This is a genomic window from Streptomyces mabaensis (assembly GCF_053763515.1).
In genome coordinates this window covers 15,868-42,262 of the sequence record NZ_JBSOPZ010000023.1, presented here as the reverse complement: position 1 = coordinate 42,262, position 26,395 = coordinate 15,868, and the positions used below count along the sequence as shown (strand labels likewise).

26 protein-coding genes are annotated in these 26,395 nt (G+C 71.1%); 16 read left to right on the top strand and 10 right to left on the bottom strand.

Annotated features, from left to right (window positions below; all coding sequences use genetic code 11):
* Nucleotides 1-2: 2 nt before the first annotated feature.
* Nucleotides 3-3,173 (bottom strand): NACHT domain-containing protein, encoded by a 3,171-nt coding sequence (locus ACWV17_RS21070; protein ID WP_455360965.1) that lies wholly within the window; start codon nucleotides 3,171-3,173, stop codon nucleotides 3-5.
* A 157-nt stretch (nucleotides 3,174-3,330) separates the two neighbouring features.
* Here ACWV17_RS21070 and ACWV17_RS21065 point away from each other — a divergent pair, with 157 nt between their 5' ends.
* The 3 genes from ACWV17_RS21065 to ACWV17_RS21055 all read left to right on the top strand — a co-directional run bounded on the left by ACWV17_RS21065 (nucleotide 3,331) and on the right by ACWV17_RS21055 (nucleotide 6,121).
* On the top strand, nucleotides 3,331-4,236 hold the full coding sequence (locus tag ACWV17_RS21065) for a sterol desaturase family protein (protein WP_455360964.1): 906 nt from the start codon (nucleotides 3,331-3,333) through the stop codon (nucleotides 4,234-4,236).
* 91 nt (nucleotides 4,237-4,327) lie between these two features.
* Nucleotides 4,328-5,008: a lysoplasmalogenase gene (locus ACWV17_RS21060; protein ID WP_455360963.1), complete on the top strand. Its 681-nt coding sequence runs from the start codon at nucleotides 4,328-4,330 to the stop codon at nucleotides 5,006-5,008.
* 69 nt (nucleotides 5,009-5,077) lie between these two features.
* Nucleotides 5,078-6,121 (top strand): zinc-dependent alcohol dehydrogenase family protein, encoded by a 1,044-nt coding sequence (locus ACWV17_RS21055; RefSeq protein WP_455360962.1) that lies wholly within the window; start codon nucleotides 5,078-5,080, stop codon nucleotides 6,119-6,121.
* Between the two features lie 64 nt (nucleotides 6,122-6,185).
* Here ACWV17_RS21055 and ACWV17_RS21050 read toward each other — a convergent pair whose 3' ends face one another.
* A complete protein-coding gene (locus ACWV17_RS21050) occupies nucleotides 6,186-7,703 on the bottom strand; it encodes a S8 family serine peptidase (RefSeq protein WP_455360961.1) in 1,518 nt (505 codons plus the stop codon).
* A 237-nt stretch (nucleotides 7,704-7,940) separates the two neighbouring features.
* Between ACWV17_RS21050 and ACWV17_RS21045 the strand changes: the two genes are divergently transcribed.
* The 3 genes from ACWV17_RS21045 to moaA all read left to right on the top strand — a co-directional run bounded on the left by ACWV17_RS21045 (nucleotide 7,941) and on the right by moaA (nucleotide 11,063).
* Nucleotides 7,941-8,309 (top strand): DUF485 domain-containing protein, encoded by a 369-nt coding sequence (locus tag ACWV17_RS21045; protein ID WP_455360960.1) that lies wholly within the window; start codon nucleotides 7,941-7,943, stop codon nucleotides 8,307-8,309.
* On the top strand, nucleotides 8,306-9,931 hold the full coding sequence (locus tag ACWV17_RS21040; RefSeq protein ID WP_455360959.1) for a solute symporter family protein: 1,626 nt from the start codon (nucleotides 8,306-8,308) through the stop codon (nucleotides 9,929-9,931). Before ACWV17_RS21045 ends, ACWV17_RS21040 begins: the two co-directional genes overlap by 4 nt.
* 142 nt (nucleotides 9,932-10,073) lie before the next feature.
* The gene (moaA, locus tag ACWV17_RS21035; RefSeq protein WP_455360958.1) at nucleotides 10,074-11,063 is read left to right on the top strand and encodes a GTP 3',8-cyclase MoaA; all 990 of its coding nucleotides are present in this window, start codon (nucleotides 10,074-10,076) and stop codon (nucleotides 11,061-11,063) included.
* On the opposite strand, the gene ACWV17_RS21030 is transcribed toward moaA, so the two are convergent.
* A complete protein-coding gene (locus tag ACWV17_RS21030; RefSeq protein ID WP_455360957.1) occupies nucleotides 11,046-11,279 on the bottom strand; it encodes a hypothetical protein in 234 nt (77 codons plus the stop codon). The genes moaA and ACWV17_RS21030 overlap by 18 nt on opposite strands.
* A gap of 185 nt (nucleotides 11,280-11,464) precedes the next feature.
* A complete protein-coding gene (locus tag ACWV17_RS21025; protein WP_455355793.1) occupies nucleotides 11,465-11,839 on the bottom strand; it encodes a DUF3099 domain-containing protein in 375 nt (124 codons plus the stop codon).
* Between the two features lie 213 nt (nucleotides 11,840-12,052).
* Between ACWV17_RS21025 and ACWV17_RS21020 the strand changes: the two genes are divergently transcribed.
* Nucleotides 12,053-12,331: a GlsB/YeaQ/YmgE family stress response membrane protein gene (locus ACWV17_RS21020; protein WP_455355792.1), complete on the top strand. Its 279-nt coding sequence runs from the start codon at nucleotides 12,053-12,055 to the stop codon at nucleotides 12,329-12,331.
* Here the strand turns inward: ACWV17_RS21020 and tyrS are convergent, their stop codons facing one another.
* The 3 genes from tyrS to ACWV17_RS21005 all read right to left on the bottom strand — a co-directional run bounded on the left by tyrS (nucleotide 12,332) and on the right by ACWV17_RS21005 (nucleotide 16,786).
* Nucleotides 12,332-13,657: a tyrosine--tRNA ligase gene (gene tyrS / locus ACWV17_RS21015; RefSeq protein WP_455360956.1), complete on the bottom strand. Its 1,326-nt coding sequence runs from the start codon at nucleotides 13,655-13,657 to the stop codon at nucleotides 12,332-12,334.
* A gap of 217 nt (nucleotides 13,658-13,874) precedes the next feature.
* Complete coding sequence (locus tag ACWV17_RS21010; protein ID WP_455360955.1) at nucleotides 13,875-15,266, bottom strand: metallopeptidase TldD-related protein; 1,392 nt, start codon at nucleotides 15,264-15,266, stop codon at nucleotides 13,875-13,877.
* Nucleotides 15,263-16,786, bottom strand: coding sequence for a TldD/PmbA family protein (locus tag ACWV17_RS21005; RefSeq protein ID WP_455355789.1), 1,524 nt, complete (start codon nucleotides 16,784-16,786; stop codon nucleotides 15,263-15,265). Before ACWV17_RS21005 ends, ACWV17_RS21010 begins: the two co-directional genes overlap by 4 nt.
* Before the next feature lie 167 nt (nucleotides 16,787-16,953).
* Between ACWV17_RS21005 and ACWV17_RS21000 the strand changes: the two genes are divergently transcribed.
* The 5 genes from ACWV17_RS21000 to ACWV17_RS20980 all read left to right on the top strand — a co-directional run bounded on the left by ACWV17_RS21000 (nucleotide 16,954) and on the right by ACWV17_RS20980 (nucleotide 19,787).
* Complete coding sequence (locus ACWV17_RS21000) at nucleotides 16,954-17,241, top strand: type II toxin-antitoxin system Phd/YefM family antitoxin (protein ID WP_455355788.1); 288 nt, start codon at nucleotides 16,954-16,956, stop codon at nucleotides 17,239-17,241.
* 5 nt (nucleotides 17,242-17,246) lie between these two features.
* Nucleotides 17,247-17,633 carry a PIN domain-containing protein gene (locus ACWV17_RS20995; RefSeq protein WP_455355787.1) on the top strand — a complete coding sequence of 129 codons (387 nt, stop codon included), beginning with the start codon at nucleotides 17,247-17,249 and terminating at the stop codon, nucleotides 17,631-17,633.
* Between the two features lie 127 nt (nucleotides 17,634-17,760).
* The gene (gene fabG, locus ACWV17_RS20990; RefSeq protein WP_455360954.1) at nucleotides 17,761-18,480 is read left to right on the top strand and encodes a 3-oxoacyl-[acyl-carrier-protein] reductase; all 720 of its coding nucleotides are present in this window, start codon (nucleotides 17,761-17,763) and stop codon (nucleotides 18,478-18,480) included.
* Nucleotides 18,481-18,485: 5 nt separating this feature from the next.
* Nucleotides 18,486-19,253 carry an enoyl-ACP reductase FabI gene (gene fabI / locus ACWV17_RS20985; protein ID WP_455355785.1) on the top strand — a complete coding sequence of 256 codons (768 nt, stop codon included), beginning with the start codon at nucleotides 18,486-18,488 and terminating at the stop codon, nucleotides 19,251-19,253.
* Nucleotides 19,254-19,409: 156 nt separating this feature from the next.
* Entirely contained in the window at nucleotides 19,410-19,787 is a 378-nt protein-coding gene (locus ACWV17_RS20980; RefSeq protein ID WP_455355784.1) for a hypothetical protein, read from the top strand.
* Here the strand turns inward: ACWV17_RS20980 and ACWV17_RS20975 are convergent.
* On the bottom strand, nucleotides 19,765-20,451 hold the full coding sequence (locus ACWV17_RS20975) for a FadR/GntR family transcriptional regulator (protein ID WP_455360953.1): 687 nt from the start codon (nucleotides 20,449-20,451) through the stop codon (nucleotides 19,765-19,767). The genes ACWV17_RS20980 and ACWV17_RS20975 overlap by 23 nt on opposite strands.
* A 54-nt stretch (nucleotides 20,452-20,505) precedes the next feature.
* On the opposite strand from ACWV17_RS20975, the gene ACWV17_RS20970 reads away from it, so the two are divergent.
* The 4 genes from ACWV17_RS20970 (at nucleotide 20,506) to ACWV17_RS20955 (ending at nucleotide 22,844) form a co-directional block, all read left to right on the top strand.
* Nucleotides 20,506-21,792, top strand: a complete 1,287-nt coding sequence (locus tag ACWV17_RS20970) for a CynX/NimT family MFS transporter (protein WP_455360952.1) — start codon at nucleotides 20,506-20,508, stop codon at nucleotides 21,790-21,792.
* Nucleotides 21,793-21,796: 4 nt separating this feature from the next.
* Complete coding sequence (locus ACWV17_RS20965; protein WP_455355781.1) at nucleotides 21,797-21,913, top strand: SGM_5486 family transporter-associated protein; 117 nt, start codon at nucleotides 21,797-21,799, stop codon at nucleotides 21,911-21,913.
* A gap of 145 nt (nucleotides 21,914-22,058) precedes the next feature.
* The gene (locus ACWV17_RS20960; protein WP_455355780.1) at nucleotides 22,059-22,265 is read left to right on the top strand and encodes a hypothetical protein; all 207 of its coding nucleotides are present in this window, start codon (nucleotides 22,059-22,061) and stop codon (nucleotides 22,263-22,265) included.
* Nucleotides 22,266-22,325: 60 nt separating this feature from the next.
* Nucleotides 22,326-22,844 carry a SixA phosphatase family protein gene (locus ACWV17_RS20955; protein WP_455355779.1) on the top strand — a complete coding sequence of 173 codons (519 nt, stop codon included), beginning with the start codon at nucleotides 22,326-22,328 and terminating at the stop codon, nucleotides 22,842-22,844.
* Between the two features lie 47 nt (nucleotides 22,845-22,891).
* Here the strand turns inward: ACWV17_RS20955 and serB are convergent, their stop codons facing one another.
* Together serB and ACWV17_RS20945 are read right to left on the bottom strand one after the other, a co-directional pair.
* Nucleotides 22,892-24,097: a phosphoserine phosphatase SerB gene (gene serB, locus ACWV17_RS20950; protein ID WP_455360951.1), complete on the bottom strand. Its 1,206-nt coding sequence runs from the start codon at nucleotides 24,095-24,097 to the stop codon at nucleotides 22,892-22,894.
* 552 nt (nucleotides 24,098-24,649) lie between these two features.
* On the bottom strand, nucleotides 24,650-26,221 hold the full coding sequence (locus tag ACWV17_RS20945) for a streptophobe family protein (protein WP_455360950.1): 1,572 nt from the start codon (nucleotides 26,219-26,221) through the stop codon (nucleotides 24,650-24,652).
* Between the last annotated feature and the right edge of the window lie 174 nt (nucleotides 26,222-26,395).

Genomic DNA, 26,395 nt, shown 5'->3' with positions numbered 1-26,395 from the left:
GGTCACTCGGGCCGCAGGACCTTGGTCCGCTCCCGGACCAGACGGCCCGGCGGAAACCGGTCCTCCCCGGTCACGGCGACATGGTCGACCAGCGTGACGGTGAGCCGGTCGAGGCCGCTCAGCGGAGTGAGGTCGATCGGCCCGCCCACGGCCCGGCACTTGGACAGCCGCAGCGTGGTGAGGGCCGGAAGATCCCGCAGCGGGGAGAGGTCGCGGACCAGATCGCACTGCCACAGAATGATCTCCCGCAAGGAGGTCAGATGGGTCAGGACCGAGACGTCCAGCGCGCTCTGCCAGTGCAGTCGCAGAAACGACAGCGAGTCGAGCGTGGGCAGCCGCGGCAACTGCGGAGCCTGGACATCGCCGACCAGCGACAGCCAGGTGAGTCCCGGCCACCGTTCGATCCCGTCGAGTGAGACATGGCGGGCGTGGTTGTACAGCGCGAGTTCGGTGAGATCCGGCCCGAGCGGCAGCTCGCCCACGCTGCCGACCGGCAGGGGGTAGTCGAACCCGACGTGCCGCAGCTCGGGCATGTGCCCCAGCGCGTCCAGCCGGAGCTCCGGATCGGTGTCGAAGAGGTACAGCCGCTCGATCGCCGACCCGCGCAGCGGAGACAGGTCGCGCAGCGCGGGACAGCGGTCGAAGCCGACCAGCCTCAGCGCGGGCATCCCGGCCAGCGGTGAGACGTCGGTCAGTTCCGGATTGTCCGCGACGAAGAGCCACAGCGGGTCGTCGAGCACATGCAGCGGCGTCAGATCGGGGTGGCCGCCGGACAGATTGACCCGCCGGGTCCCCCGCAGCAGCGCGAGCGCCCGTAACTGCTCCGGAGTACGGACATGGAGGTACGTGTCGTCCCAGCCGCCCGGCGCCAGCACCGAGGTGACGTACGGCTCGGTGTCGAAGGCGGACCAGGACCTCGACAGCTCCAGCCGCACGCCGTGCCGCTCGTCCGCCCTGAACCGGGAGACCACCCCGAGCGCGGCGTCACCGCCGATGAGGGCGGCCGTCCGTACCGTCACCGCGGCGCTCTCCTCGTCCAGCTCCTCGGGGCCCGGCAGCAGCTCCAGGACCAGCTCGCCCGCCTTCGCCAGCTCCGCCGGGTCCTGTCCGGGGCGAGGTGGCAGCAGCTCCGCCGTTCGCCGCTCCACCTCCGCCCGGATCGCCGGGTCCAGCTCCGGCGCGTGCTCCAGGCAGGCCGCGGCCAGCAGGATCAGCCGGTGGCGGTGCGTCTTGACCCGGTCCGCGCGGCGCAGCAACTGGCGGAGCACGACGGCCCGTTCCTCCGGACGCGCGTGGCCCACCGCCATCCGTACCACGTCGTCCCACTGGTCGTCGTGCGCCTTGCTCACCAGCAGGCCGAAGTCCCGGGCCTCCACCGCCGCCTTCGCCCCCAGGTAGTCCTGGAACGTGCGGTGTACGAAGTCGACGGTGCCCGGCACCGGCTCGCGCAGCAGCCCGCTGCGGATCAGCAGGTGGGAGAACACCTGCTCCGCGGTGCCCTGGGCGCGTACCTGCGGCATGGCGGCCAGCCACTCGTCGATCATCTCGACGGCCTCCGCGCGGCCCGCCTCCACCTGGCCGTTGCGGATCAGCCAGTACGCGAGCCGCTGCAACAGCAGCGTCTGTTCGTCCCGGGTCAGATCGACGCCCTCCACGCCGGTGATCTCCCGCTCGGTGTCCCGCCGGACCAGCAGCATGTCCAGCGCCGCGTCGTACAGCTCCTTCCGGGCCCGCGGCAGATGCATCCGCCGGTCCCGGTTGAGGGCGCACAGCAGCGCGCACATCAGCGGGCTGGTGGCGAGCCGGCCCAGCTCCCGCCGGGTGGCGACCGCCTGCGTCAGCGACTGCTCGTACGTGTCCAGCGACTCCCGCTCGGCGGCCGACGCGCAGTCCCGCCGCGCGGAGTCGTGCCAGCGGGCGATGAACGCCCGGATGTCCTCGCGCTCCATGGGCAGCAGCGAGGGAGTGGCGAAGCCGAGACCGGCCAGCCAGTCCTCGGGGACCGCGGACGGGCGGGTGGTGACGGCGTAGCGGGCATGCGGAAAGGCCGCTGTCAGCGTCCTCAGCCAGGCCTCGGTACGGCTGCGCAGCCGCGCCGGAACCTCGTCCACCCCGTCGATCAGGACCAGGGCCCGGCCGTTGGAGAGCAGGGACTCCACCCAGCCGGGCGGCGCCGAGCCGTACAGCGGGACGCCCGCGGCCCGCAGGAAGTCCTCCGGCATGGGCAGCGCGTCGGGGGAGTTGAACGAGCGCAGCCGCAGGACGAACGGGACGCACCGGTTCCAGTCGGCCAGTTCCCGGCCGAAGCTGCGCCGCGCGGCGTTGAGGGCGAGCCACTGAACCAGCGTGCTCTTGCCCGAGCCCGCCGGACCGCGGAGCAGCAGTCTGGTGCTCCCCGCGGCGACCTGTTCGGCCCTCACCGCGACCTCCTCGGCGTGCGGGAGGCCCGGGCTCTCCGGGGGCGTGCCCGCGGTCCCGTCCCAGCGCATGCCGAGGCTGATGTACGCAGTGTCCAGCGGCCATTCGTTGCGCGCCTGGTTCAGGGTCAGCCCGAACAGCTCCAGCCGGCCGTGCGTCGCGGCGACGAAGTCCGCGTACTGCTGCTCGAAGCGGGCGGCCACCGAGCCGGGCGGTGGCCCGAGCCGGTCCCGTACGTCCTCCAGTGCCCGGCCCAACTCCCCGGTCCTGCGGACGACTTCGACGTCGGACCGGGCCGAGAACCCCGGCAGCGTCGTCACGTACTCCACGACATGGCGGCAGCACAGCCCGACCAGCTCCTCGAACAGGGCCGTACCCGCCTCACTCAGGCCGCTGCCCTCCGGCGCCTTCGCCAGCACCACCGAGGCCAGCCGGACGGGATCCAGGTCCTGGGCGAACAGCGCGTCCTGGTCCAGCGCTCCGGTCGCCGTGAACGCGTCCCGTACCGCGTCGGCCGCCGCCAGCCGCTCGTGTTCCGGCAGTCGCCCGGCCGCCACCGCCAGGCGGGCAGCGAGCCCCTCGGTCAGCCGGTCCAGTTCCCTGGGCCCCAGCTCCACCGGGCGGCGCCAGCGCGGCGCGGGGCGCTCCGGGTCCACGACGAGCCCCGCGCCGGGCGGCCGGCTGAGCATCGGCTTGACCAGCGCGCCGACGACCGTCCCCGCGAGCCGCAGCAGAACCGTCTCGAACCCCTGCATCCGTGCACTCTCCCCGTCCGGCCCGCCTGGACCCGCCCGACCGCCCAGTATCGGCGGCGCACCCCGCCTCCGCAGGGCGAACTCCAGGTAACACTGTCCAATACCGATCGGTAACAACCTCTAGCGGAGCCCCCAGGGGCGCCTTTATGGTGCGGGCATGCCGAACCTGCCCGATGCCGTGCTGTGGTCGATCCCGGCCTTCGTCCTGCTCACCGTCCTGGAGATGGTGAGCTACCGGTTCCATCCCGACGAGGACGCCGCCGGATACGAGACGAAGGATGCCGCGACCAGCGTCGGCATGGGCCTCGGCAGCCTCGCGTTCGACCTGCTGTGGAAGATCCCCATCGTCGCGATCTACACGGCGGTCTACGAACTGACCCCGCTGCGCGTGCCCGTGCTGTGGTGGACGATCCCGCTGATGCTCCTCGCGCAGGACTTCTTCTACTACTGGTCCCACCGCGGCCACCACGTCATCCGCATCCTGTGGGCCTGCCACGTGGTCCACCACTCCAGCCGCAAGTTCAACCTCACCACCGCACTCCGCCAGCCCTGGACGTCGCTGACCGTCTGGCCGTTCTACCTCCCGATGATCGCGCTGGGCGTGCACCCGGCGGCCCTCGCGTTCTGCTCCTCGGTGAACCTCGTCTACCAGTTCTGGATCCACACCGAACGGATCGACAAGCTGCCGCGCCCCTTCGAGTACGTGTTCAACACCCCCTCCCACCACCGCGTCCACCACGCGTCCCAAGGGGGTTACCTGGACCGGAACTTCGGCGGGATCCTGATCCTCTGGGACCGGCTCTTCCGGTCCTTCGTCGCCGAGACCGAGCGGCCGGTCTTCGGCCTGACGAAGAACATCAGCACGTACAACCCGCTGCGCGTGGCGACCCACGAGTACGCGGCCATCGCCCGGGACGTCCGCGCCGCGCGGAGCTGGCGCGAACGCGCGGGCCGCGTCTTCGGCGGCCCCGGCTGGCAGCCGGCCCCCACGGCCGCGCCCGCGCCGAACCCGGCCGCCGCCGCCGCCGCGGCCGCGGCCCCGGTCCCGGAGAGCGCCGCATGACCGCGCGCGCAGGCAGGGCGACGCCCTGTCCGGTGGCCGTCCGGCGCCCCGGTCCCGGCACGGCCGCCGCCCGCAGGGCCGGTGGTTCACGATGACCCGCGGCCGCATCGGCACCCTCCTCCTCGCCGCCTTCGGGCTCGCCGCGCTCGCCGACCTCGGCTCCCTGCTCGCCGGCTGGCACACCGGCCATCTCCTCGCCAAGCCGCTGCTCATGCCGCTGCTCGCGGGATACGTCTACGCCAGGCGCGGGCCGCGGCTGCTCGTCGTCGCGCTGCTCTTCGGCTGGGGCGGCGACGTCGCGCTGCTCTTCGACGCCGAGCCGGCCTTCCTCGTCGGGATGGGCTCCTTCGCCGCCGGGCACGTGTGCTACCTCGTGCTCTTCCGACTGGGCAGCACGTCCTGGCTGCTCGGCGCCGGGTACGCCGTCGTCCTCACCGGCACGGTCGCCCTGCTGTGGACCGACCTGCCCGCCGAGCTGCGCATCCCGGTGGCCGGCTACAGCCTGCTGCTCACCGCCATGGCCTTCCGGGCGAGCGGCCTCGGCCGGTACGCCGGGGCGGGCGGCGCGCTGTTCCTGCTCTCCGACACCCTCATCGCCACCGGTGTGGCCGAGTGGCCGCAGCTGCCCGTGCCCGACTTCTGGATCATGCTCACCTACCTCGCGGCGCAGGCCCTGCTCACGGCAGGCGTGCTGGCCGCAGGCGCCCCCATCGGGCAGGACGCACAGACCGCGGCCGGCCGCGCGTACCGTGTGGGGGTCACAAACACCTAGGGGGTGTCCGGTCGCTCGCTGACCCGGCCTGATCGACCGGACACCCCGTACCCCCAAGGGACAGCAACCATGCGCGCCACCGTCATTCACGCCCCGCACGACATCCGCGTGGAGGAGGTGCCGGATCCCAGAATCGAGCAGCCGACCGACGCCGTACTCAGGGTCCTGCGCGCCTGCATCTGCGGCAGCGACCTGTGGGCCTACCGCGGTGAGGCCGCCCGGCAGCCCGGTCAGCGCATCGGGCACGAGTTCCTCGGCGTGATCGAGGAGACCGGTTCCGCGGTGTCCGGCTTCGCCGCCGGTGATCTGGTCGTCGCGCCCTTCATGTGGTCCGACGGCGTCTGCGACTTCTGCACCGAGGGGCTCACCACCTCCTGCGAGCACGGCGGCTTCTGGGGCTCGGTCGGCCACGACGGCGGCCAGGGCGAGGCCGTCCGCGTCCCGTACGCCGACGGGACCCTGGTGAAGCTGCCGGCCGAGGCGGCCTCCGACGACCATCTGCTGACCGCCCTGCTCACCCTCTCCGACGTCATGGGCACCGGCCACCACGCGGCGCTCGGCGCGGGCGTCCGCCCCGGCGCCACGGTCGCCGTCGTCGGTGACGGAGCGGTCGGCCTGTGCGGCGTACTGGCAGCCAAGCGGCTCGGCGCCGAGCGGATCATCGCGCTGGGGCGCCACCAGGTGCGTACCGACATCGCCCGGCGCTTCGGCGCCACGGACGTCGTCGCGGAGCGCGGCGAGGCTGCCGTCGCGGCGGTCCGTGAACTGACGGCGGGCCAGGGCGCCCACGCCGTCATCGAGGCGGTGGGCACCGAGCAGTCGATGCGGACGTCCGTCGAGATCACCCGTGACGGCGGGGCGATCGGCTTCGTCGGCGTGCCGCACGGCAGCGGCACGGGCCTCGACCTCGGCGTGATGTTCGACCGGAACATCGCCCTGCGCGGCGGCGTCGCACCCGTCCGTACGTACATCCCGCAGCTGCTGCCCGACGTCCTGGAGGGCCGCATCGACCCCTCGCCGGTGTTCGATCTCACGGTCGGCCTCGACGGCGTGCCGGTCGGCTACAAGGCCATGGACGAGCGCACCGCCTTGAAGGTCCTCGTCACGCCGTGACCACAAGGACGGGGCTGGGCGGGAGAACCCCGCCCAGCCCCGTTCTCAGCTGTTCACAGCCCCGCTACTTGACCGCGTCCAGCGCGTTGACGATGCCGTAGCCGTAGAAGCCGTTGACGCGCTTCGACCCCTCGCAGGTGGAGTCCTCGACGCCGTTGCCGTCCGGGTCGTACAGCCCGGTCGGGCAACCCGGGTTGTCCGCCTGCGCCTTGAGCAGCGCCTGCAGCGCCTCGGGACCGGCCCACGGGTGGGTGCTCTTCAGGAGCGCCGCGACGCCGGCTGCGTGCGGGCTCGCCATCGAGGTGCCCTGCAGGTACGCGTAGCCGTTGTTCGGCATGGTGGACAGGATCCGGCCGTTCTTCGCCGGGGTGTCCGGGATCTGGTACTTGTCCCCGCCGGGGGCGGCGATGTCGGCGACTCCGCGGCCGTAGCTGGAGTAGTACGACTTCAGGTTCTGCACGCCGGTCGCGGTGACCGTGACCACGCCGGGCAGCTGGGTCGGGAGGTCCCAGCACTTCGACGGGTCGATGGTGCGCTCGACCGGGGTGGTGTCGTCGGGGCTGGAGTCGTCCACGATCGCGTCCGAGGCCAGGTCGTGGTTGGAGTTGCCGGCCGACGCGAGGTGCAGAGTGCCCTTGCGCTGCGCGTACTTCGAGGCCCGGTTGACCGCGTCGACGATGGCCGCCTGGTCGGGGTCGTCGAGGCAGTTGTAGAGCCACGGGTCGATGTAGTAACTGTTGTTCGTGATCTCGACGCCGTGATCGGCGGCGAAGACGAAGGCGCAGACCACGCTCTCCGGGAAGAAGAGGCTGGTCTCCGGGTCGCTCACCTTGATCGACGAGACCTTGACGCCGGGGGCCACACCGGCCACGCCGACGCCGTTGCGGGCGGCAGCGATCTCGCCCGCGACATGCGTGCCGTGGTAGTCGTCGGGGGTGTACGGGCGCCAGGCGCCCTCGCTGGTGTCCGCTACGCCGCCCACGCAGTTGGCCGACTGGCTCTTGGAGAAGTTGGCCGTGAGGTCCGGGTGGGTGTCGTCGACGCCGGTGTCGATCACGGCGACGGTGACCTTGCTGCTGCCCGGGTTGATCTTCGCGGCCTTGTCCGCGCCGATGGCGCGCAGGTCCCACTGATCGGCCTCGAGCGGCTCGGTGTCCGGCGCGGCGGGGGTCGCCACCGCCTTGCTGCTCTCGACGTACTGCGGGGCGCCCATCTCGGTGGTGCCCGCGGCCTTGAGCGGCGCGGTGCGGGTCGCGCCCGCGGTCTGCACACCGCGGACGGTGCGTATCTGCTGGGCGAATTCGGGGTTCGTCGAGTGGACGACGATCACGCCGATCTTCTCGTGGGCGACGACGACGGTGCCGCCCGCCTTGGCTATCGCCTTCTTGACGGACGCGATCGTGCGGTGGTCCGTCTTGGTGTTGACCACGTACGACAGCTTGGGACCGTCGGCGGCCACCGCCGCAGGGGTCTCCTGCGGTTCGGCCGATGCGGTGCCCGGGAGGAAACCAAGCGACGCGGTCAGCGCCAGGCCGACGGGTACCGCGAGGGCACGACGGCGTCTGGTGCGTGGCTGAGCCATGAGTTCTCCACATCATCGGTGACATCCGTCCAGACGCGGTTGCGCGTGGACGGGTACATGACGAGTGAAGCTAGCGCCGATCTTCCCGCCTCAGCAATGAATTCCGAAAGAAAAGTCGGTTCTTGAACCGTCCCGGGATGCGGCCCGTGCCGTTGACAGGGGGAGTCGCAGCCTCAACCCCCGGCGGAGGCCGACGTGTCCCGTCATCCCACAGCACCCGCGTCGCAAGGAGAGCCCGTGGCTACCGATGCAGCGCCGCCGCCCCTCGGCGGTACGGCCACCAGTCCCGCAGCACCCACGACGGCACAGTTCGTCGAGGTGCAGGAGAGCGCGGAGTTCGGCGAACTGCGCCGCTCCTACCGCTCGTTCGCCTTCCCCCTCACCGTGGCGTTCATCGCCTGGTACCTGCTGTACGTCCTGCTGTCCAACTACGCGGGCAGCTTCATGGGCACCAAGCTCTTCGGCAACATCAATGTCGCGCTGGTCTTCGGTCTCGCCCAGTTCGCCACCACCTTCCTCATCGCGTGGCTCTACGCCAGGCACGCCGCCACGAAGCTCGACCCCAAGGCCGAGGCGATCAAGTCCCGTATGGAGGCCGGAGAATGAGCGCTACGTTCCACCTCGCCGCGGCGGGCGCCGGCGAACACCGGCCGCTCATCATCACCCTGTTCGGGCTGTTCGTCGTCGCGACCCTGATCATCACCGTGTGGGCCGGCCGGCAGACCAAGGACGCCGCCGACTTCTACGCCGGCGGCCGCCAGTTCACCGGATTCCAGAACGGTCTCGCGATCTCCGGCGACTACATGTCCGCCGCGTCGTTCCTCGGCATCGCCGGCGCCATCGCGCTCTTCGGCTACGACGGCTTCCTCTACTCCATCGGCTTCCTGGTCGCCTGGCTGGTCGCCCTGCTCCTCGTCGCCGAACCGCTGCGCAACTCCGGCCGGTACACGATGGGCGACGTCCTCGCGTACCGGATGCGGCAGCGGCCCGTCCGTACCGCGGCGGGCACCTCCACCATCGTGGTGTCGATCTTCTACCTGCTCGCGCAGATGGCGGGCGCGGGCGTACTGGTCTCCCTGCTGCTGGGCATCACCAGCGACGGCGGCAAGGTCGCCATCGTCGCCCTGGTCGGCGTCCTGATGATTCTCTACGTGACCATCGGCGGTATGAAGGGCACCACCTGGGTCCAGATGGTCAAGGCCGTGCTCCTCATCGCCGGCACGCTGCTCATCACCTTCCTGGTGCTGCTGAAGTTCAACTTCAACGTCTCCGACCTGCTGGGCAAGGCCGCGGAGAACAGCGGCGCGGGCGCGTCGTTCCTGGAGCCCGGCCTCAAGTACGGCGTCAGCGCGACCTCGAAGCTGGACTTCATCTCCCTCGGCATCGCCCTGGTCCTGGGCACCGCGGGCCTGCCGCACATCCTCATCCGCTTCTACACCGTCCCCACGGCCAAGGCCGCCCGTAAGTCGGTGAACTGGGCGATCGGTATCATCGGCGCCTTCTACCTGATGACCATCGCGCTCGGCTTCGGCGCCGCCGCGCTGCTGAGCCGCGACGACATCATCGCCTCCAACAAGGCGGGCAACACGGCGGCCCCACTGCTCGCCCAGGCCATCGGCGGCGGCCCCGACTCCGCGGGCGGCGCGATCCTGCTCGCGGTCATCTCCGCGGTCGCGTTCGCCACCATCCTTGCGGTGGTCGCCGGACTGACCCTGGCGTCCTCGTCGTCGTTCGCGCACGACCTGTACGTCAACGTCATCCGCAGGGGCAAGACCACGACCGAGCAGGAAGAGGTCCGCGCGGCCCGCTGGGCCACGGTCTTCATCGGCGCCGCCGCCATCGCCCTGGGCGCCCTCGCCCGCGACCTCAACGTCGCCGGCCTGGTGGCGCTCGCCTTCGCGGTGGCCGCGTCCGCGAACCTGCCGACGATCCTGTACAGCCTGTTCTGGAAGAAGTTCACGACCCAGGGCGCGCTGTGGTCCATCTACGGCGGCCTGATCTCGTCCGTGGTGCTGGTGCTCTTCTCGCCGGTCGTCTCCGGCAAGCCCACCTCGATGTTCAAGGACGCCGACTTCTACTGGTTCCCGCTGGAGAACCCGGGCCTCGTCTCGATCCCGCTGGGCTTCCTGCTCGGCTGGCTCGGCACCGTCCTGACCAAGGAGGAGGCAGACAAGGGGAAGTACGCGGAACTGGAGGTCCGTTCCCTCACCGGAACCGGAGCTCACTGAGCGTGACCGCAGCCGGCCGCGTCGTAGACTCCTACGACGCGGCCGCGTCGCGTCTCGTTCGTTCCGGCACGCCGTGTTGTCACACGCGTCGCGTAGGCTCGAAATCAACTACTCGTCCGGACAGCGCTCAGGGGGGCCCACAGTGCTCATCGACACATACGGCCGCGTGGCCACTGACCTGCGTGTCTCACTCACCGACCGGTGCAATCTGCGGTGTACGTACTGCATGCCGGAAGAGGGCCTGCAGTGGCTCGCGAAGCCCGACCTGCTCACCGACGACGAGATCGTGCGCCTCATCCGCATCGCCGTCACCGACCTCGGGGTCGACGAGGTGCGCTTCACCGGCGGGGAGCCGCTGCTGCGCCCCGGCCTGGTCGGCATCGTCGAGCGGTGTGCCGCCCTCGAGCCGCGCCCCAAGATGTCGCTCACCACGAACGGCATAGGACTGCGACGCACCGCGACCGCCCTCAAGGCGGCCGGCCTGGACCGGGTCAACGTCTCGCTGGACACGCTGCGCCCCGAGGTGTTCAAGACGCTGACCCGCCGCGACCGGCACCACGACGTCCTGGAAGGGATGGCGGCCGCGCGCGACGCCGGCCTCGCCCCGGTCAAGGTCAACGCCGTACTGATGCCCGGCCTCAACGACGACGAGGCCCCCGACCTGCTCGCCTGGGCCGTCGAGAACGAGTACGAGATGCGCTTCATCGAGCAGATGCCGCTCGACGCGCAGCACGGCTGGAAGCGTGACGGCATGATCACCGCTGGTGACATCCTCGAATCGCTGCGCACGCGCTTCGCCCTCACCCCCGAGGGCGACGAGGAGCGCGGTTCGGCCCCGGCCGAGCGCTGGCTCGTCGACGGCGGCCCGCACCGCGTGGGCGTCATCGCCTCGGTCACCCGGCCGTTCTGCCGGGCCTGCGACCGCACCCGCCTCACCGCCGACGGCCAGGTGCGTACGTGCCTGTTCGCCCGGGAGGAGTCCGACCTGCGCGGCGCGCTGCGCTCCGGCGCCCCGGACGAGGAGATAGCGCGGCTCTGGAAGGTGGCGATGTGGGGGAAGAAGGCCGGATCGGGCCTGGACGACCCGTCCTTCCTGCAGCCCGACCGCCCGATGTCAGCGATCGGAGGCTGACCACTCCTCCAGCGTCACCACGTCCTTCAGGAATCCACGCACCCCGAGGAACTGTGAGAGGTACTCGCGGTGCTCCTCGCAGGCCAGCCAGGTCTTGCGCCGCTCGGGCGTGTGCAGCTTCGGGTTGTTCCAGGCGAGCACCCACACGGCGCCGGCGCGGCAGCCCTTGGCGGAGCAGACGGTCGTGGCTTCGGAGGTGGATTCAGGGGAGTTCACAGGCTCAACCCTAGGTCAGACAAAGGCGACGCCGAGCAGCCACGGGGGGAGCTGCCCGGCGTCGGTCCGTCGCTCCGACGGGGGATGCGGAGCGCGTACGCAGTATGTCACGCAGGACCGGGTGCGGTGCACTGGAACTGCATGATTGATCTGAGCTTTTCTTGAGCTTCGCGGACGATGACCGATCAGTGGTCGTCCGGTGACCGGGTCTGCCCGTCCGGCGCCCCGGCTTCCGCCTGAGATTCCGCCGGCCCGCCCACCGGGGCCGGTCCCAGTGCCGGGTGGACCGGCGGCGGGATGAAGGTCGACGGCAGCGAAGGCGCGTTCTCCCGGCCCGCGTTGGCGATCACGACGGCAATGTACGGGAGGACCAGGCCGAGCACCAGCGCCACGACCGCCACATGCCGTTCCACGTTCCACAGGGTCGCCGCGAGGATGACCGACACCGTCCGTACGGACATGGAGATCACATACCGGCGCTGGCGACGGCGCACATCGTCGGCGAGACCCTGCCGCGCGCCGGTGATCCGGAAGACCTCGGCCTCGTTGTGCTTCCGCATCACGTTCCACCACCCGATTCCCTGGCCGGACGCTCCCCGTTCCGGACCTGTTCCACGGTACGCCGCGGCTCCGCCGCATTCGAGAGCGGGCCCCGCCTCACCGTGGCCGACCGGACCGGCCGTAGCGCGTATGGAGCTGTCCGACATGCGACGTACGCCCCGTCGGCCCAAACTGGGCGCACATGCGCACATCGCGCCGCATCAGGAGGCGACATGAGTTGGTTGTGGGCCATCATCGTGGGTCTGGTACTCGGACTGCTGGCCAAGGCCATCCTTCCGGGCAAGCAGCAGATCCCCCTCTGGCTGACGGTTATCTTCGGCATTCTGGGCAGCATCCTCGGCAACGCCGTCGCCGCCTGGATAGGCGTGGCGGACACCAAGGGGATCGACTGGATACGCCATCTGCTGCAGCTGGCCGGAGCCGTTGCCGTGGTCGCCGTCGGCGACATGCTCTGGGCCTCGATGAAGGGCAGGCGGAGAACGCGAGCCTGATCACGCGGAAGCGGGCGGGGCGCACGCGTACCCGCCACCTCGCCGTGTCCCCGGGGGGTCCCCCCCCGCGAACCCTACCGCGGACAAGGTCTTTTTTCCCCGGCGGAGCACCAGCCAGCGCCCGTGCAGCAGGTCCTCCGGAGCGGGCACGGCCTCCTCGTCGGTCACCTTGACGTTGTTCACGTAGGCGCCGCCCTCCTTCACCGTCCGACGGGCCGCGGACTTGCTGGGCGCGAGACCCACCTCGGTGAACAGGTCCACCACGGGAGCGAGCCCGCCGACCTCGGCGTGCGGCAGCTCGGCCAGCGCCGCACGCAGCGTCGCCTCGTCGAGACCGGACAGCTCACCCTGCCCGAAGAGGGCCTTGGAGGCGGCGACGACCGCCGCGCACTGCTCGGCACCGTGCACCAGCGTCGTCAGCTCCTCGGCCAGCGCCCGCTGCGCGGCACGCGCCTGCGGCCGCTCCCCGGTCAGCTTCTCCAGCTCCTCGATCTCCTCGCGGGACCGGAAGCTCAGGATGCGCGTGTACGTGGAGATGTCCCGGTCGTCCACGTTCAGCCAGAACTGGTAGAACGCGTACGGCGTGGTCATCTCCGGGTCGAGCCAGACCGCCCCGCCCTCGGTCTTGCCGAACTTGGTGCCGTCCGCCTTGGTCATCAGCGGCGTAGCGAGGGCGTGCACGTTCGCGTGCGGCTCCAGGCGGTGGATCAGGTCGAGCCCCGCGGTCAGGTTGCCCCACTGGTCGCTGCCGCCCTGCTGGAGCGCGCAGCCGTACCGCCGGTAGAGCTCCAGGAAGTCCATGCCCTGGAGGAGCTGGTAGCTGAACTCGGTGTAGCTGATGCCCTGGTCGGACTCCAGCCGGCGGGCGACGGAGTCCTTGGTCAGCATCTTGTTCACGCGGAAGTGCTTGCCGATGTCCCGCAGGAACTCGATCGCGGTCATGCCCGCGGTCCAGTCCAGGTTGTTGACCATCACGGCCGCGTTCTCGCCCTCGAAGGACAGGAACGGCTCGATCTGGGCGCGCAGCCGCTCGACCCACCCGGCGACCGTCTCGGGGTCGTTCAGCGTGCGCTCGGCGGTCGGCCGCGGGTCACCGATCTGGCCGGTCGCACCGCCCACCAGCGCCAGCGGCCGGTGACCGGCCTGCTGGAGCCGGCGGACGGTGAGAACCTGCACCAGATGTCCCACGTGCAGGCTGGCCGCCGTGGGGTCGAAGCCGCAATAGAACGTGACGGGACCGTCCGCGAGAGCCTTGCGCAATGCGTCCTCGTCAGTGGACAGGGCGAACAGCCCGCGCCACTTCAGCTCGTCGACGATGTCCGTCACGGTCCTGTGTCTCCTTCAACGATGGCAGGTGATCCCCGTCAGTCTAGGGGCTGTCCGGCGGATCTTGGCCGGGGCCACGACGCCTGGCACGGCACCTCGCCGCGTTGCCGAAACGCCCTAATAGCTCCGCTATTAAGGCGCTCCGGCGCCTTGCGATGCACCGCACCAGACGCCGCGTCCTATCCGGCCCTGATCCACCGGACAGCCCCTAGGCGGGTCAGACCCCCTGGCTGACCGAGCTCATGTTGAAGTCGGGGATGCGCAGCGCCGGCATCGACGCCCGGGTGAACCAGTCGCTCCACTCGCGTGGCAGCGTCTTCTCGGTCCGGCCGGCCTCCGTGGCCCGGGACAGCAGGTCGACGGGCGACTCGTTGAACCGGAAGTTGTTCACCTCTCCGACGACCTCGCCGTTCTCCACCAGGTAGACGCCGTCCCGGGTGAGCCCGGTGAGCAGCAGCGTGGCCGGGTCCACCTCGCGGATGTACCAGAGGCAGGTCAGCAGCAGCCCGCGCTCGGTGGAGGCGACCATTTCCTGCGGCGACCGCTCACCGCCCGCGTCCAGCACCAGGTTGCCGATCGCCGGCGCCACCGGCAGCCCGGTCAGGCCCGCGCTGTGCCGGGTGCTGAGCAGGTGCGTCAGCGTGCCGTCCCGTACCCAGTCGGTCGCCGTCAGCGGCAGACCGTTGTCGAAGACCGACGCGTCGTCGCCCGAGCTGTGCGCGATCACGAACGGCGCGGACTCCAGGCCCGGCTCGTTCGGGTCACTGCGCAGCGTCAGCGGCAGCTCCGAGAGCGTCTCGCCGACCCGCGTGCCGCCGCCGGGCCTGGAGAAGACCGTACGGCCCTCGGCGGCGTCCCGGGCGGCGGAGGACCACATCTGGTAGATCAGCAGATCGGCCACGGCGGTCGGCGGCAGCAGCGTCTCGTACCGGCCTGCGGGCAGGTCGATCCGGCGCTCGGCCCAGCCCAGCCGCTGCGCCAGCTCGGCGTCCAGTGCCGCCGGGTCGACGTCCTTGAAGTCGCGGGTGGAGCGGCCGGCCCAGGCCGAACGGCTGCGATCGGGCGACTTGGCGTTGAGCTCCAGGGTCCCGGTCGGCTGGTCGTGCCGCAGCCGCAGTCCCGTCGACGCACCCAGGTACGTCGACACGAGCTCGTGGTTGGCGAAGCCGTACAGCTCACGTCCGCCCGCCCGGGCCCGGGCGAACGACTCGCCGAGCGCCGGCGCGAAGTCCGCGAAGACCGCGGAGGAGGTCTCGGCCGGGGCATCGGTGAAATCGGGGGAGGCGGACACCCCGGTGACCAGCGGCTGGGCGTCCTCGGCCGGACCCGCCGCCCGGGCGGCGGCCTCGGCCGCCCGGACCAGCGGCTCAAGGTCGTCGGCCGTGACGGCGGACCGGGACACGACCCCGGAGGCGGTGCCCTCCTTGCCGTCGACGGTCGCGATGACGGTGAGGGTCCGGCCGCGGGTGACCCCGTTGGTGGTGAGCGCGTTGCCCGCCCAGCGCAGATTGGCGGTGGAGTGCTCGTCCGCGATGACGACACAGCCGTCGGCGCGGGACAGCGCAAGGGCCCGCTCGACGACCTCGTGCGGCTTGGTCGTGCGGCTCATCGGCCCGCCTCCTGCGTGGTGTTGAGGATGTTGACGCCTCGGAACAGGGCCGACGGGCAGCCGTGGGAGACCGAGGCCACCTGGCCCGGCTGGGCCTTGCCGCAGTTGAAGGCTCCGCCCAGCACATACGTCTGAGGGCCGCCGACCGATTCCATCGAGCCCCAGAAGTCGGTGGTCGTCGCCTGGTAGGCGACATCGCGCAGCTGGCCGGCCAGCCGGCCGTTCTCGATGCGGAAGAAGCGCTGCCCGGTGAACTGGAAGTTGTAGCGCTGCATGTCGATCGACCAGGACCGGTCGCCGACCACGTAGATCCCGCGCTCGACGCCGCCGATCAAGTCCTCCGTCGACAGCCCGCCAGGATCCGGCCGCAACGACACGTTCGCCATCCGCTGGACCGGCACATGGCCGGGGGAGTCGGCGTAGGCGCAGCCGTTCGACCGCCCCAGCCCGGTCAGCTTCGCGATCCGCCGGTCCAGCTGGTAGCCGACCAGCGTGCCGTCCTTCACCAGGTCCCAGGACTGCGCCTGGACGCCCTCGTCGTCGTACCCGATGGTCGCCAGCCCGTGCTCGGCGGTCCGGTCACCCGTGACATTCATGACCGACGAGCCGTAGGCCAGCTTGCCGAGCTGGTCGAACGTGGCGAAGGAGGTCCCGGCGTACGCGGCCTCGTAGCCCAGCGCGCGGTCCAGCTCGGTCGCGTGGCCGATCGACTCGTGGATGGTGAGCCACAGGTTCGAGGGGTCCACGACCAGGTCGTACGTACCGGACTCGACGCTCGGCGCGCGCATCTTTTCGGCCAGCAGGGTGGGGATCCGCTCCAGCTCCGCGTTCCAGTCCCAGCCGGTGCCGGTGAGGTACTCCCAGCCGCGCCCGGCCGGCGGCGCGAGGGTCCGCATGGAGTCGAACTCGCCCGAGGTCGCGTCGACCGCGACCGCCGTGAGCGCCGGATGAAGCCGTACCCGCTGCTGCGTGGTGACGGTGCCGGCCGTGTCCGCATAGAACTTGTTCTCGTGGACGGTCATCAGCGACGCGTCCACGTGCGCGACCCCGTCCGCCGCGAGCAGCCGCGCGCTCCAGTCGGCGAGCAGCGCCGACTTCTCCTCGTCCGGTACCTCGAACGGGTTGATCTCGTACGCGGAGATCCACGTCTTCTCGGCGTGCACGGGCTCGTCGGCGAGTTCGACCCGCTCGTCGGAGCCTGCCGCGGCGATCACCTTCGCCGAGAGCTTGGCCATCGCCACCGCCTGGCCCGCCACCCGGGCCGCCGCGTCCATCGTCAGATCCACGCCGGACGCGAAGCCCCAGCTGCCGCCGTGCACCACGCGCACCGCGTAGCCGAGATCGGTGGTGTCCGAGGAGCCCGAGGGCTTGGCGTCGCGCAGCCGCCAGGAGGCGCTGCGGACGCGTTCGAGGCGGAAGTCGGCATGCTCGGCGCCCAGCGCGCGGGCGCGCGCGAGCGCCGCGTCGGCGAGCGCCCGCAGCGGCAGCGCCGTGAACGTCTGATCAATCTCGTGGGGCACGGGAGGCCCTTCCCTTCATGTGGCTCTGCCCTGCTGACCGTCTGCGGCAGTGAACCATGGCTCAGGGCTGGAATCTTCTGAGATTGCGCATGAGGCAAGCTCCCCGAGCTTGTAGGTACAATTCTGTGGCTGTAGGTACTCCTCGTTCGCCCCGGAAGGGAGACCCGATGAGCACCATCTCGGTCCGTGAGTTCTCCTACAACCCCAGCGCCGTCTTCGCCCGAGTCGAGAAGGGTGAGGCGGTCCAGGTGACTCGCCACGGCAACGTCATCGCCATACTGCTGCCGGGCTCCGGGCCGGTGGCCCGCTATTCCGACCTCGTCGCCCAGGGGAAGATCCGGCTCAAGGCGGCCACGACTTCCGACCTCGCGCGCCTGCCCCGATACGACATCCCGGCCGATGCGCCCGATCCGGTCGCACTGCTCCTTGCGGAACGGGAGGACGACGACCGTTGATCTACATGGATTCCTCGGCTCTGCTGACCCTGCTGACCGGCCGCCCCAACGCCACTGCACTGCGGAGCTTCCTCACGGCCCGGCCCGGACTGCCCATGGCCACCAGCACCATCGGCGTCGTGGAGACGGTCCGTCAGCTCGACAAGGTCGGCTCGTTTCCAAGCGCTCTGGCGGATCTGGACACCATGGTCACCGAGATCCTCCTCACCGAGGAGGTCCGGGATCTGGCGACCAGAGTTCCTGCGGCCCTGCGTTCTCTGGACGCCATCCACGTGGCGAGTGCGCTGGCCATCGGTGAGGCTCTCGATTCCTTGATCACCTACGACAAGCGGATGCTCGACGCGGCCCGCGAGGTCGGACTGGCTGCATTCGCGCCCGGTATGGCGGACTGACGCACCGGCGAAACTGTAGGGATCCGACAGTGACCGTCGTGCGGCGCTGTCAGGGGTGGATTCTCCTCAACCAGGACAGGACCGATAGATTTCCCGGGAACGAGACTGCTATCGAAAGGGTGATCCGTTGAGCCGCTCGGTTCTCGTCACCGGAGGTAACCGGGGCATCGGCCTCGCCATCGCCCGCGCTTTCGCCGACGCCGGCGACAAGGTCGCGATCACGTACCGGTCGGGTGAGCCCCCGGAGGCCCTCATTCAACTGGGCTGCCTCGCCGTCAAGTGCGACATCACCGACGCCGAACAGGTGGAGCAGGCCTACAAGGAGATCGAGGAGAAGCACGGTCCGGTGGAGGTGCTGGTCGCGAACGCCGGCGTCACCAAGGACCAGTTGCTGATGCGGATGTCCGAGGAGGACTTCACCTCGGTTCTGGACACCAACCTCACCGGCACCTTCCGGGTCGTCAAGCGGGCCAACCGGGGCATGCTGCGGGCGAAGAAGGGCCGCGTCGTCCTGATCTCCTCCGTGGTCGGCCTGCTGGGCTCGCCGGGCCAGGCGAACTACGCCGCGTCCAAGGCGGGTCTGATCGGTTTCGCGCGCTCCCTCGCCCGTGAGCTCGGCTCGCGCAACATCACCTTCAACGTCGTCGCACCCGGCTTTGTCGACACCGACATGACGAAGGTGCTCACCGACGAGCAGCGCGCGGGCATCGTCGCCGGCGTGCCGCTCGGCCGTTACGCGCAGCCGGAGGAGATCGCCGCCGCGGTGCGGTTCCTCGCCTCCGACGACGCCTCGTACATCACCGGAGCCGTCATTCCCGTTGACGGCGGATTGGGCATGGGTCACTGATCGCCATGAGCGGAATTCTCGACGGCAAGCGCATCTTGATCACAGGTGTGCTGATGGAGTCCTCCATCGCCTTCCACACCGCCAGGCTGGCGCAGGAGCAGGGTGCCGAAGTCATCCTGACCGCGTTCCCCCGGCCCACACTGACCGAGCGCATCGCCCGGAAGCTGCCCAAGCCGGCCAAGGTCATCGAGCTGGACGTCACCAACGACGAGCACCTGAACCGGCTGGCGGACATGGTCCGTGAGGAGCTCGGCGGCCTGGACGGCGTCGTCCACTCCATCGGCTTCGCTCCGCAGGACGCGCTCGGCGGCAACTTCCTCAACACGCCGTTCGAGTCCGTCTCGACGGCGATGCACGTCTCGGCGTTCTCGCTGAAGTCGCTCACGATGGCCTGCCTGCCGCTGATGCAGGAGGGCGGCGCGGTGGTCGGCCTGACCTTCGACGCGCAGTTCGCGTGGCCGCAGTACGACTGGATGGGCCCGGCCAAGGCCGCGCTGGAGGCCACCTCCCGCTACCTCGCCCGCGACCTGGGCAAGCAGAACATCCGCTGCAACCTGGTCTCGGCGGGCCCGATCAGCTCCATGGCGGCCAAGTCGATCCCGGGCTTCACGGAGCTCGCGGACGTGTGGAACCACCGCTCCCCGCTGGAGTGGGACATGGCCGACCCGGAGCCGACCGGACGCGGAGTCGTGGCGCTGCTCTCGGACTGGTTCCCCAAGACGACGGGCGAGATCGTCCACGTCGACGGCGGCGTACACATGATGGGCGCCTAGCCACCCACTCGCACATAACAGAGCGGCCGCGCACCGGGGTGCGCGGCCGCTCCGCTTTCGCTCCCGAGCGCTTCCCGAGTCGAAAAGACCGGCGAACCCTTGCAGACTGATCGAACCGGGACATTCCCGGCGTTCCTGCGGGGAGGAGGTGCGGGTGTGCGCCCGAGGCGGAGCCGAGCGGTATCCCTGCTGCTGACGTCACTCGCCCTGTCCGGTCTCCTGGTCCCGGCTACCCTCGCGCGGGCCACCGCGACCACGGACGCCGAGCCGCCCGGTCCCGCCCCCGCCCCGGCCCCCGCCCGCTTCGGCGCCGAATGCCGTACGGCGATCGACGGCTCGCGCGTCACCGCCTTCTGCCACAACCCCTACCCCGAGACCGACCTCGTCCGGCTGCACGTCGAATGCGACCGCTGGTGGGACATCGACGGGGACAGCGCGCCCGTGGCCATCGACCCGGCCGGCTACGCCGAACTGTCCAACCGCTGCTGGAAGGAGGTCCGCGCGGTCTGGATCAGCCACCAGCCCCCTCGGTGACCGCCAGGCACATGAACGGATAGCCGGCCGCCTCGGTGGCGGCCGTCTCCGCGTCGCCGCGCCGGATCGCCTCCACCAGTCGCGAGTGGTCCATATGGTCCTCCGGGCGCAGATGCGGACCCACGTCCTCCCGCAGCCAGTCGCGCATCAGGTCGCCCAGGTCGGCATAGAGCTCGGTCAGCACCTCGTTGTGCGAGGCGGCGACCACCGCCATGTGCAGCGACGCGTCCGCCGCCACGAACAGCTCCGCGTCACCCGTCGCCCACGCCTCCTCGCGGCGCGCGAGCAGCGCGTCCAGCTGCTTCAGGTCCTTCTCGGTACGCCGCTGGGCCGCCAGCCGGGCCGCCGACGACTCCAGCGTGGAGCGCAGTTCGGCGATGTGGCGCGGATCCGCCCCGGCGAACCGCCGGTGCATCACCCCGGCCAGCTCGCTCGTCGCGATCACATACGTGCCCGAGCCCTGACGGATGTCCAGCAGTCCGTTGTGCGCGAGCGCGCGCACCGCCTCGCGGACGGTGTTGCGCGCGACCCCCAGCTGCTCCACCAGCTCCGGTTCGGTGGGGATGCGCGAACCGACCGGCCACTCGCCCGAGGTGATCTGGTTGCGCAGCTCGGCGATCACCTGATCGGAGAGCGCGGAACGCCGGGGAGAGGACAGTGCCATGGTGCTCCTTCGTGGATTGGACAACCAATCATCCCATGATTCTATGATGATTCCATGCCCGACGACGACATCCAGACCCTGAACCCCGCGACAGCGACCCGCACCGACACCCGTTCGGCCCCGGCCGCCGCCCCCGTGTCTCCCGGCTGGCTCGCCCCGCTGCTCCTCGTCGGCATCGTCCTCGCGGCCCTCAACCTCCGTCCCGCCATCACCAGCCTCGGCGCGCTCCTGGAGGAGACCCGCGCCGGGCTCGGCATGAGCGGCACCGTCGCCGGACTCCTCACCTCTGTACCGCCGCTCTGCTTCGCCGTCTTCGGGATCACCGCACCCCGGCTCGCCCGCCGGTTCGGACCCGCGGCGATCCTCTGCGCCGGTATGGCGGCCATCGCCGCGGGCCTGGTGATCCGTCCCTTCGCCGGCGGCACGGCGGCCTTCCTGGCCGCCAGCGCCCTGGCGCTGGCGGGCATCGCGCTCAGCAACGTCCTGATGCCGGTCGTCATCAAGCGCTGGTTCCCCGACCGCGTCGGCACCATGACCGGCCTCTACTCCATGGCACTGGCCCTCGGCACCTCCCTTGCGGCCGCCGCGACCGTGCCCATGACCAAGGCCCTGGGCGGCAGTTGGCGTACCGGCCTCGCCGTGTGGGCCGTGCTCGCCGCCCTCGCCGTACTGGTCTGGCTGCCGGTGGCCCGTGAGCGCCGCTCCGCGGCGGCCGGCGCGAGCGCCGCCCCGCACCCGGACGCCCCTGCCGTACGCATCACCCGCAGCCGCACCGCGTGGGCGCTGGCCTGCTTCTTCGGCCTCCAGGCCACCGCCGCGTACATCACCATGGGCTGGATGCCGCAGATCTTCCGCGACGCCGGAGTCTCCGCGGGCACCGCCGGTGTGCTGCTCGCCGTGACCATGGTGATGGGTGTCCCGCTCGCCTTCGTCATCCCGAGGCTGGCCGGCCGGATGAAGAACCAGGGTCTGCTCGTCGTCGCCCTCGGCGTCTTCGGTCTCAGCGGCTACGCCGGCCTCTACTTCGCCCCCGCGGCCGGCGCGTGGGTGTGGGCACTCCTCCTTGGCGTCTCCAACTGCGCCTTCCCGCTCGCCATCACCATGATCGGAATGCGGGCCCGGTCCGGGCCGGGAGTGGTCCGGCTGTCCGCCTTCGCGCAGAGCACCGGCTACCTGATCTCCATCCCCGGACCGCTGGTCATCGGGGCGCTCTACCAGCACAGCGGCGGCTGGGACCTGCCCATCGCGCTGATGGCGGGCCTGATGGTGCCGCAGATCGTGGTCGGCCTGCTGGCGGGCCGGGACCGCACGATCGAGGACGAATGCGGCATGCGAGACTGACCGTATGCCTGTGCTCGACCCCCACCCCCAGAACGGCCAGAAGAAGCTGCTGCTCGTGTTCGGCACGATGCTGGCCATCGGCGTGATCATCGGAATCATCGCGTCCATCGCCTCGCCCTGACGTCGCGCAAGCGCCGGGGTGGGGCTGGCCCCACCATCCCCTAGGGGGCCAGGCTCAGGGTCGAGTGGGTGGATCACCGGATGGGAACGCCCCCCGCGGATCCGTAGGTTCGAGGTACACGAACCGAAGACCCACGGAGGCGGCCATGTCGGCCCGTACGCAGACCCGGTCCATCGCCCCGGCCAGGGGCGGCGTCGAGGCGCGGCTGCCGTGGTGGGCCGTCCTGCTGCCCGCGATCGCCTTCGCCGTACTGCTCCTGCTCATCGTGGGACCGGGCGAGGCGCACGCCGCGGGCGGCGAACCGGGCGTCGCGGAACTGCTGGAGCGCATCCAGCAGACCCTGGCGAAGTAGCCGGACCGAGCCTTCCAACACCCTGCGCCCCATGGCTCGATTCATGCGAAGCTGGAATGCATGAGCGTCGATACACCCCGCAGGATCGTCCTCCTCAGGCATGCGAAAGCCGACTGGCCCCAGGTGTCCGACCATGAGCGGCCACTCGCGGAGCGCGGCCGCAAGGACGCCCCCGCCGCCGGCCTCCGGCTGGCCGAGACCGGCATCACCTTCGACCTGGCCCTCTGCTCGACCGCCGCCCGGACCCGCGAGACCTGGAAGCTCGCCGTCCAGGAACTGCCGCACCGGCCCAAGACCGTGTACGAGGAGCGGCTGTACGAGGCGTCCCTGGGCGAGCTCATCGCGCTGCTCAACGAGACCCCGGACGAAGTAAGCGACCTGCTCGTCATCGGCCACAACCCCGGTATGCATGCCCTCGCCGACGCCCTCACCGGCCGGGCGGAGGGCGATGCGCTGGCCCGGATGAGCCGGGGCGGCTTCCCGACCGCGGCGCTCGCCGTCGTCGGCTTCGAGGGCTCCTGGAAGACGGTGGAACACGGGGTCGGCACGCTGCTGGAGTACTGGGCCCCGCACGAGTAACTCCCCTGATCCTTCGGGCCCCCGGGTATACCGGGGGCCCAAAGCCTCTACTCCACGTCCGCGGCCTCGACCTCTTCGCGAGTGATGCCCAGCAGATAGAGGACGGCGTCGAGGAAGGGCACGTTCACCGCCGTGTGGGCGGCCTCGCGTACCACCGGCTTGGCGTTGAAGGCCACGCCGAGACCGGCCGCGTTGAGCATGTCCAGGTCGTTCGCCCCGTCGCCGATGGCCACGGTCTGTGCCAGCGGGACCCCCGCCTCAGCGGCGAAACTGCGCAGCAGCCGGGCCTTGCCCGCGCGGTCCACGACGTCGCCTATGACGCGTCCGGTCAGTGTCCCGTCGACGATCTCCAGGGTGTTCGCCGAGGCGAAGTCCAGCCCCAGCCGCTCCTTCAGATCATCCGTGACCTGGGTGAACCCACCCGACACGACGCCGACTTGGTAACCGAGCCGCTTGAGCGTACGGATCAGGGTGCGGGCGCCGGGGGTGAGCCGTACCTCGGCCCGGACCTTGTCCACCACCGACGCGTCCAGGCCGGCCAGCAGGGCCACGCGCGCGTGCAGCGACTGCTCGAAGTCCAGCTCACCGCGCATCGCCTGCGCGGTGACCTCGGCGACCTTGTCCTCGCAGCCCGCGTGCGCGGCGAAGAGCTCGATCACCTCGTCCTGGATCAGGGTCGAGTCCACGTCCATGACCACCAGCCGCTGGGCCCGGCGGTGCAGTCCGGCCGAGACGACCGCGACATCGACGCCGATCTCGGCGGCCTCGGTGGCCAGGGCGGTCCTGAGCGGCTCGGTCTCCGCACCGGACACCGCGAACTCGACGGCGGTGACGGGATACTTCGCGAGCCGGAAGATACGGTCGATGTTGCCGCCGGTGGCGGTGATACGGGCGGCGATCGCGGCGGTCGATTCCGCGGTGAGCGGGTGCCCGAGCACGGTGACATGCGAACGCCCACTGCCGCGCGGCCGGTTGTCACCCATGCCGGAGATGATCTCGGCCTGCAGCTTGAGCGACTCGGCCCAGCTGTGCACGGTGGCGCGGAGCTCGCCCTCGGTGGTGCCGCCGGCGGCGGGCCGGGTGACGAGCGCGCACAGCACGATGCGGCCGCGGGTGACGACCTGCTCGATGTCGATGACATCGACGGAGTAGGCGGCGAGGGTCTCGAACAGTCCGGCGGTGATCCCGGGACGGTCCTTGCCGAAGATCTTGACGAGGAGAGTGGGGAACTCGGAGGTCTGCGATGCGCTCATGGTGCTCCCACCGTATAGGTCCCCACCGGCGGGCGGTCCCCCCGTCCCGCCCACCGGACGGGGCTCCCTGGCGGTCGCGGGGTACCGGTTGCCTTCTCGCGCCCGGGGGCGGGGTGCGGGGCTCTCTGGCGGGTCGCGGGGTTCGGGTGCCGGTTTGCGCGCCCGGGGGCGGGGTGCCGGGGGCGGGCCGCTCCGGGGTGCCGTTCTGGACTGTACGATTTACGGCGCCTCGGCGGCGGCGAGAAGTGCTCCAGCGGTCCGCGCCACAAATCGCACTTCTACGTCCAGAACAGCACCCCTGCACGTCCCGCCCCCTCCCGCGGGGCCAGGGGCGGGCGGCGGCCCGGCGGCGGGCCTCAACGAGCCGGGCGGGTGGGACGGCGGAGGGGGTCGGGGTCGGAGGGAGTGGTGTCCGGGACGTAGAAGTGCGATTTGTGGCGCAGGGCCCTGGGCACCGGATTCACCCCCGCTGAACGCGCCGTAAATCGTACAGTCCCGGACGCCACTCCCGGAGGCCCCGGCCCCCGGCACCACAACGCCCCCGGCCCCCGGTCAGCGCCCGCGGGGCGTACCCGGCGGGGGTGGGCCATCACCCGGAGGCGGCGGCGGAGGCGGCGGCGGGCCCGACACCGTCGGTGCGCTGTACCACTCCTCCGCCGGCCGCCGGTACGGGTTCGTCTCGACCGGACCGTACCCGGGCGACGGCCTGTACGGCCCCGGCAGGTACGCCAGGTCCGGGTACGTACGGCCGCCATCCCCCCGGGCCGCCACCGCCCGCGCCCCCGCCACCCCCGACGCGCACGCGAGCACCGCCCCCACCCCACCCGCCCCCGCGCCCCACACCGCACCGAGCAGCGCCGCCACCCCCGCGTTCCCGTGCAGTGCGATCCCCGCACCGAACGCGTCGACGCCGAGCACCGAGAGCGAGGCATCGGCGGACACCCCCGTCAGCCACACCAGCAGCGGCAGCGCGAGCGCAGCGGCCACGCCGAGCCGCAGCGCGCACCACCCCGCGAACCGGGTCGCGCCCAGCCCCGGCGGCCGGGGCGTACGTACGGCCGTCAGCACGCCCGCGTACAGCATCAGCAGCGCCGTCGCGACGGCGAGCAGCCATACCCGGCCGTCCAGCTCGGCGAGCCGGCCCACCGTCACCGGCTCCTCCGCCGAGACCCGCAGCAGCTCGCCCAGCGGATCGGGCAGCAGCTTCGCGAGCTCACCGGTGGCCGCGCCCTCCCACGGCACGAAGAGCCCGAGCGGGATCGCGAGCCACGCCCCGTTCGGGGCGCCGAGCAGCGCGACGCCCGCGATCCGCGCCGGTTGGTCGCCGCCGACGGCGGCGTACGCGGCGTACGCGGCGGCCGCCAGCCCCGCCAGGACCGCCACCAGCAGCACACTCACCAGCGCCGACACCGCCGGCCGCACCACCCGGTGCAGTACGTCCCAGCCGCGCGGCAGCGGCGCGCGACGGGAGGCGAGCAACGCGACGACGAGCACGCCGAGCACCCAGCCGGCCCCACCGGCCAGCGAGGGCCCGGCGTTGACGGTGAAGCCCACCGACGCCTCGGCCCGCGCGAGATCGCCGAGCCGGTCGGGCAGCAGACCTCCGATGTCGATGCCTCCGATGTCCCCGACTCCGTCCGGCAGTTCTGGCAGCCCAGGCAGCCCTGGCTGCCCAAGCGCGTCGCCGTCGATCGTGACGACGTCATGACCCACCCACGCGAGCCCGCCCACCATGGCGACGAACACCACGGCCACCGCCACCACCCGCGCGACGAGTTCGCCCCCGGAGATGGCAACCCCCGCTCCCCGCAAGGACCTCAGGAAGATGAGCGCGAGCACCAGCGCCCCGGCCAGCCCCACCCCCAGCGGCGCCACATCGATGGCCGTACGCGCCTGCGCCCCGTCGAGGCCGAAGGCCGACACATCGCCCGACGGGCTGACCGAACCGCCAACTGCCAGCGCCACCACGGCCGCGGTCATCGGGCCCAGCGATCCCGCCGCGTCCGCGCCGAGCAGATGCAGCCCGAGCGCGGCCGTGCCGGCCATCGCGATCAGCGCCCAGCTCACTGCGGCGACCGCTGCGACGACCGCGTCACCCCACCGCGCGCCGCCCGTACTTCGCATCGCCCCCATGAGGACCCCCCGGATCTCTGCTGGGTATGCCCCGGTTAGCCGCATTCGCGCATGATCCGTACGCACTCATGGGCGCTTACTACTCTCCGGGCGTGTTTCGGTGGAGTCAACGGCGCCCGGTACGCAGTCTTCACGCGGCCCGACTTTCAGTTTGGGGACCGGGCC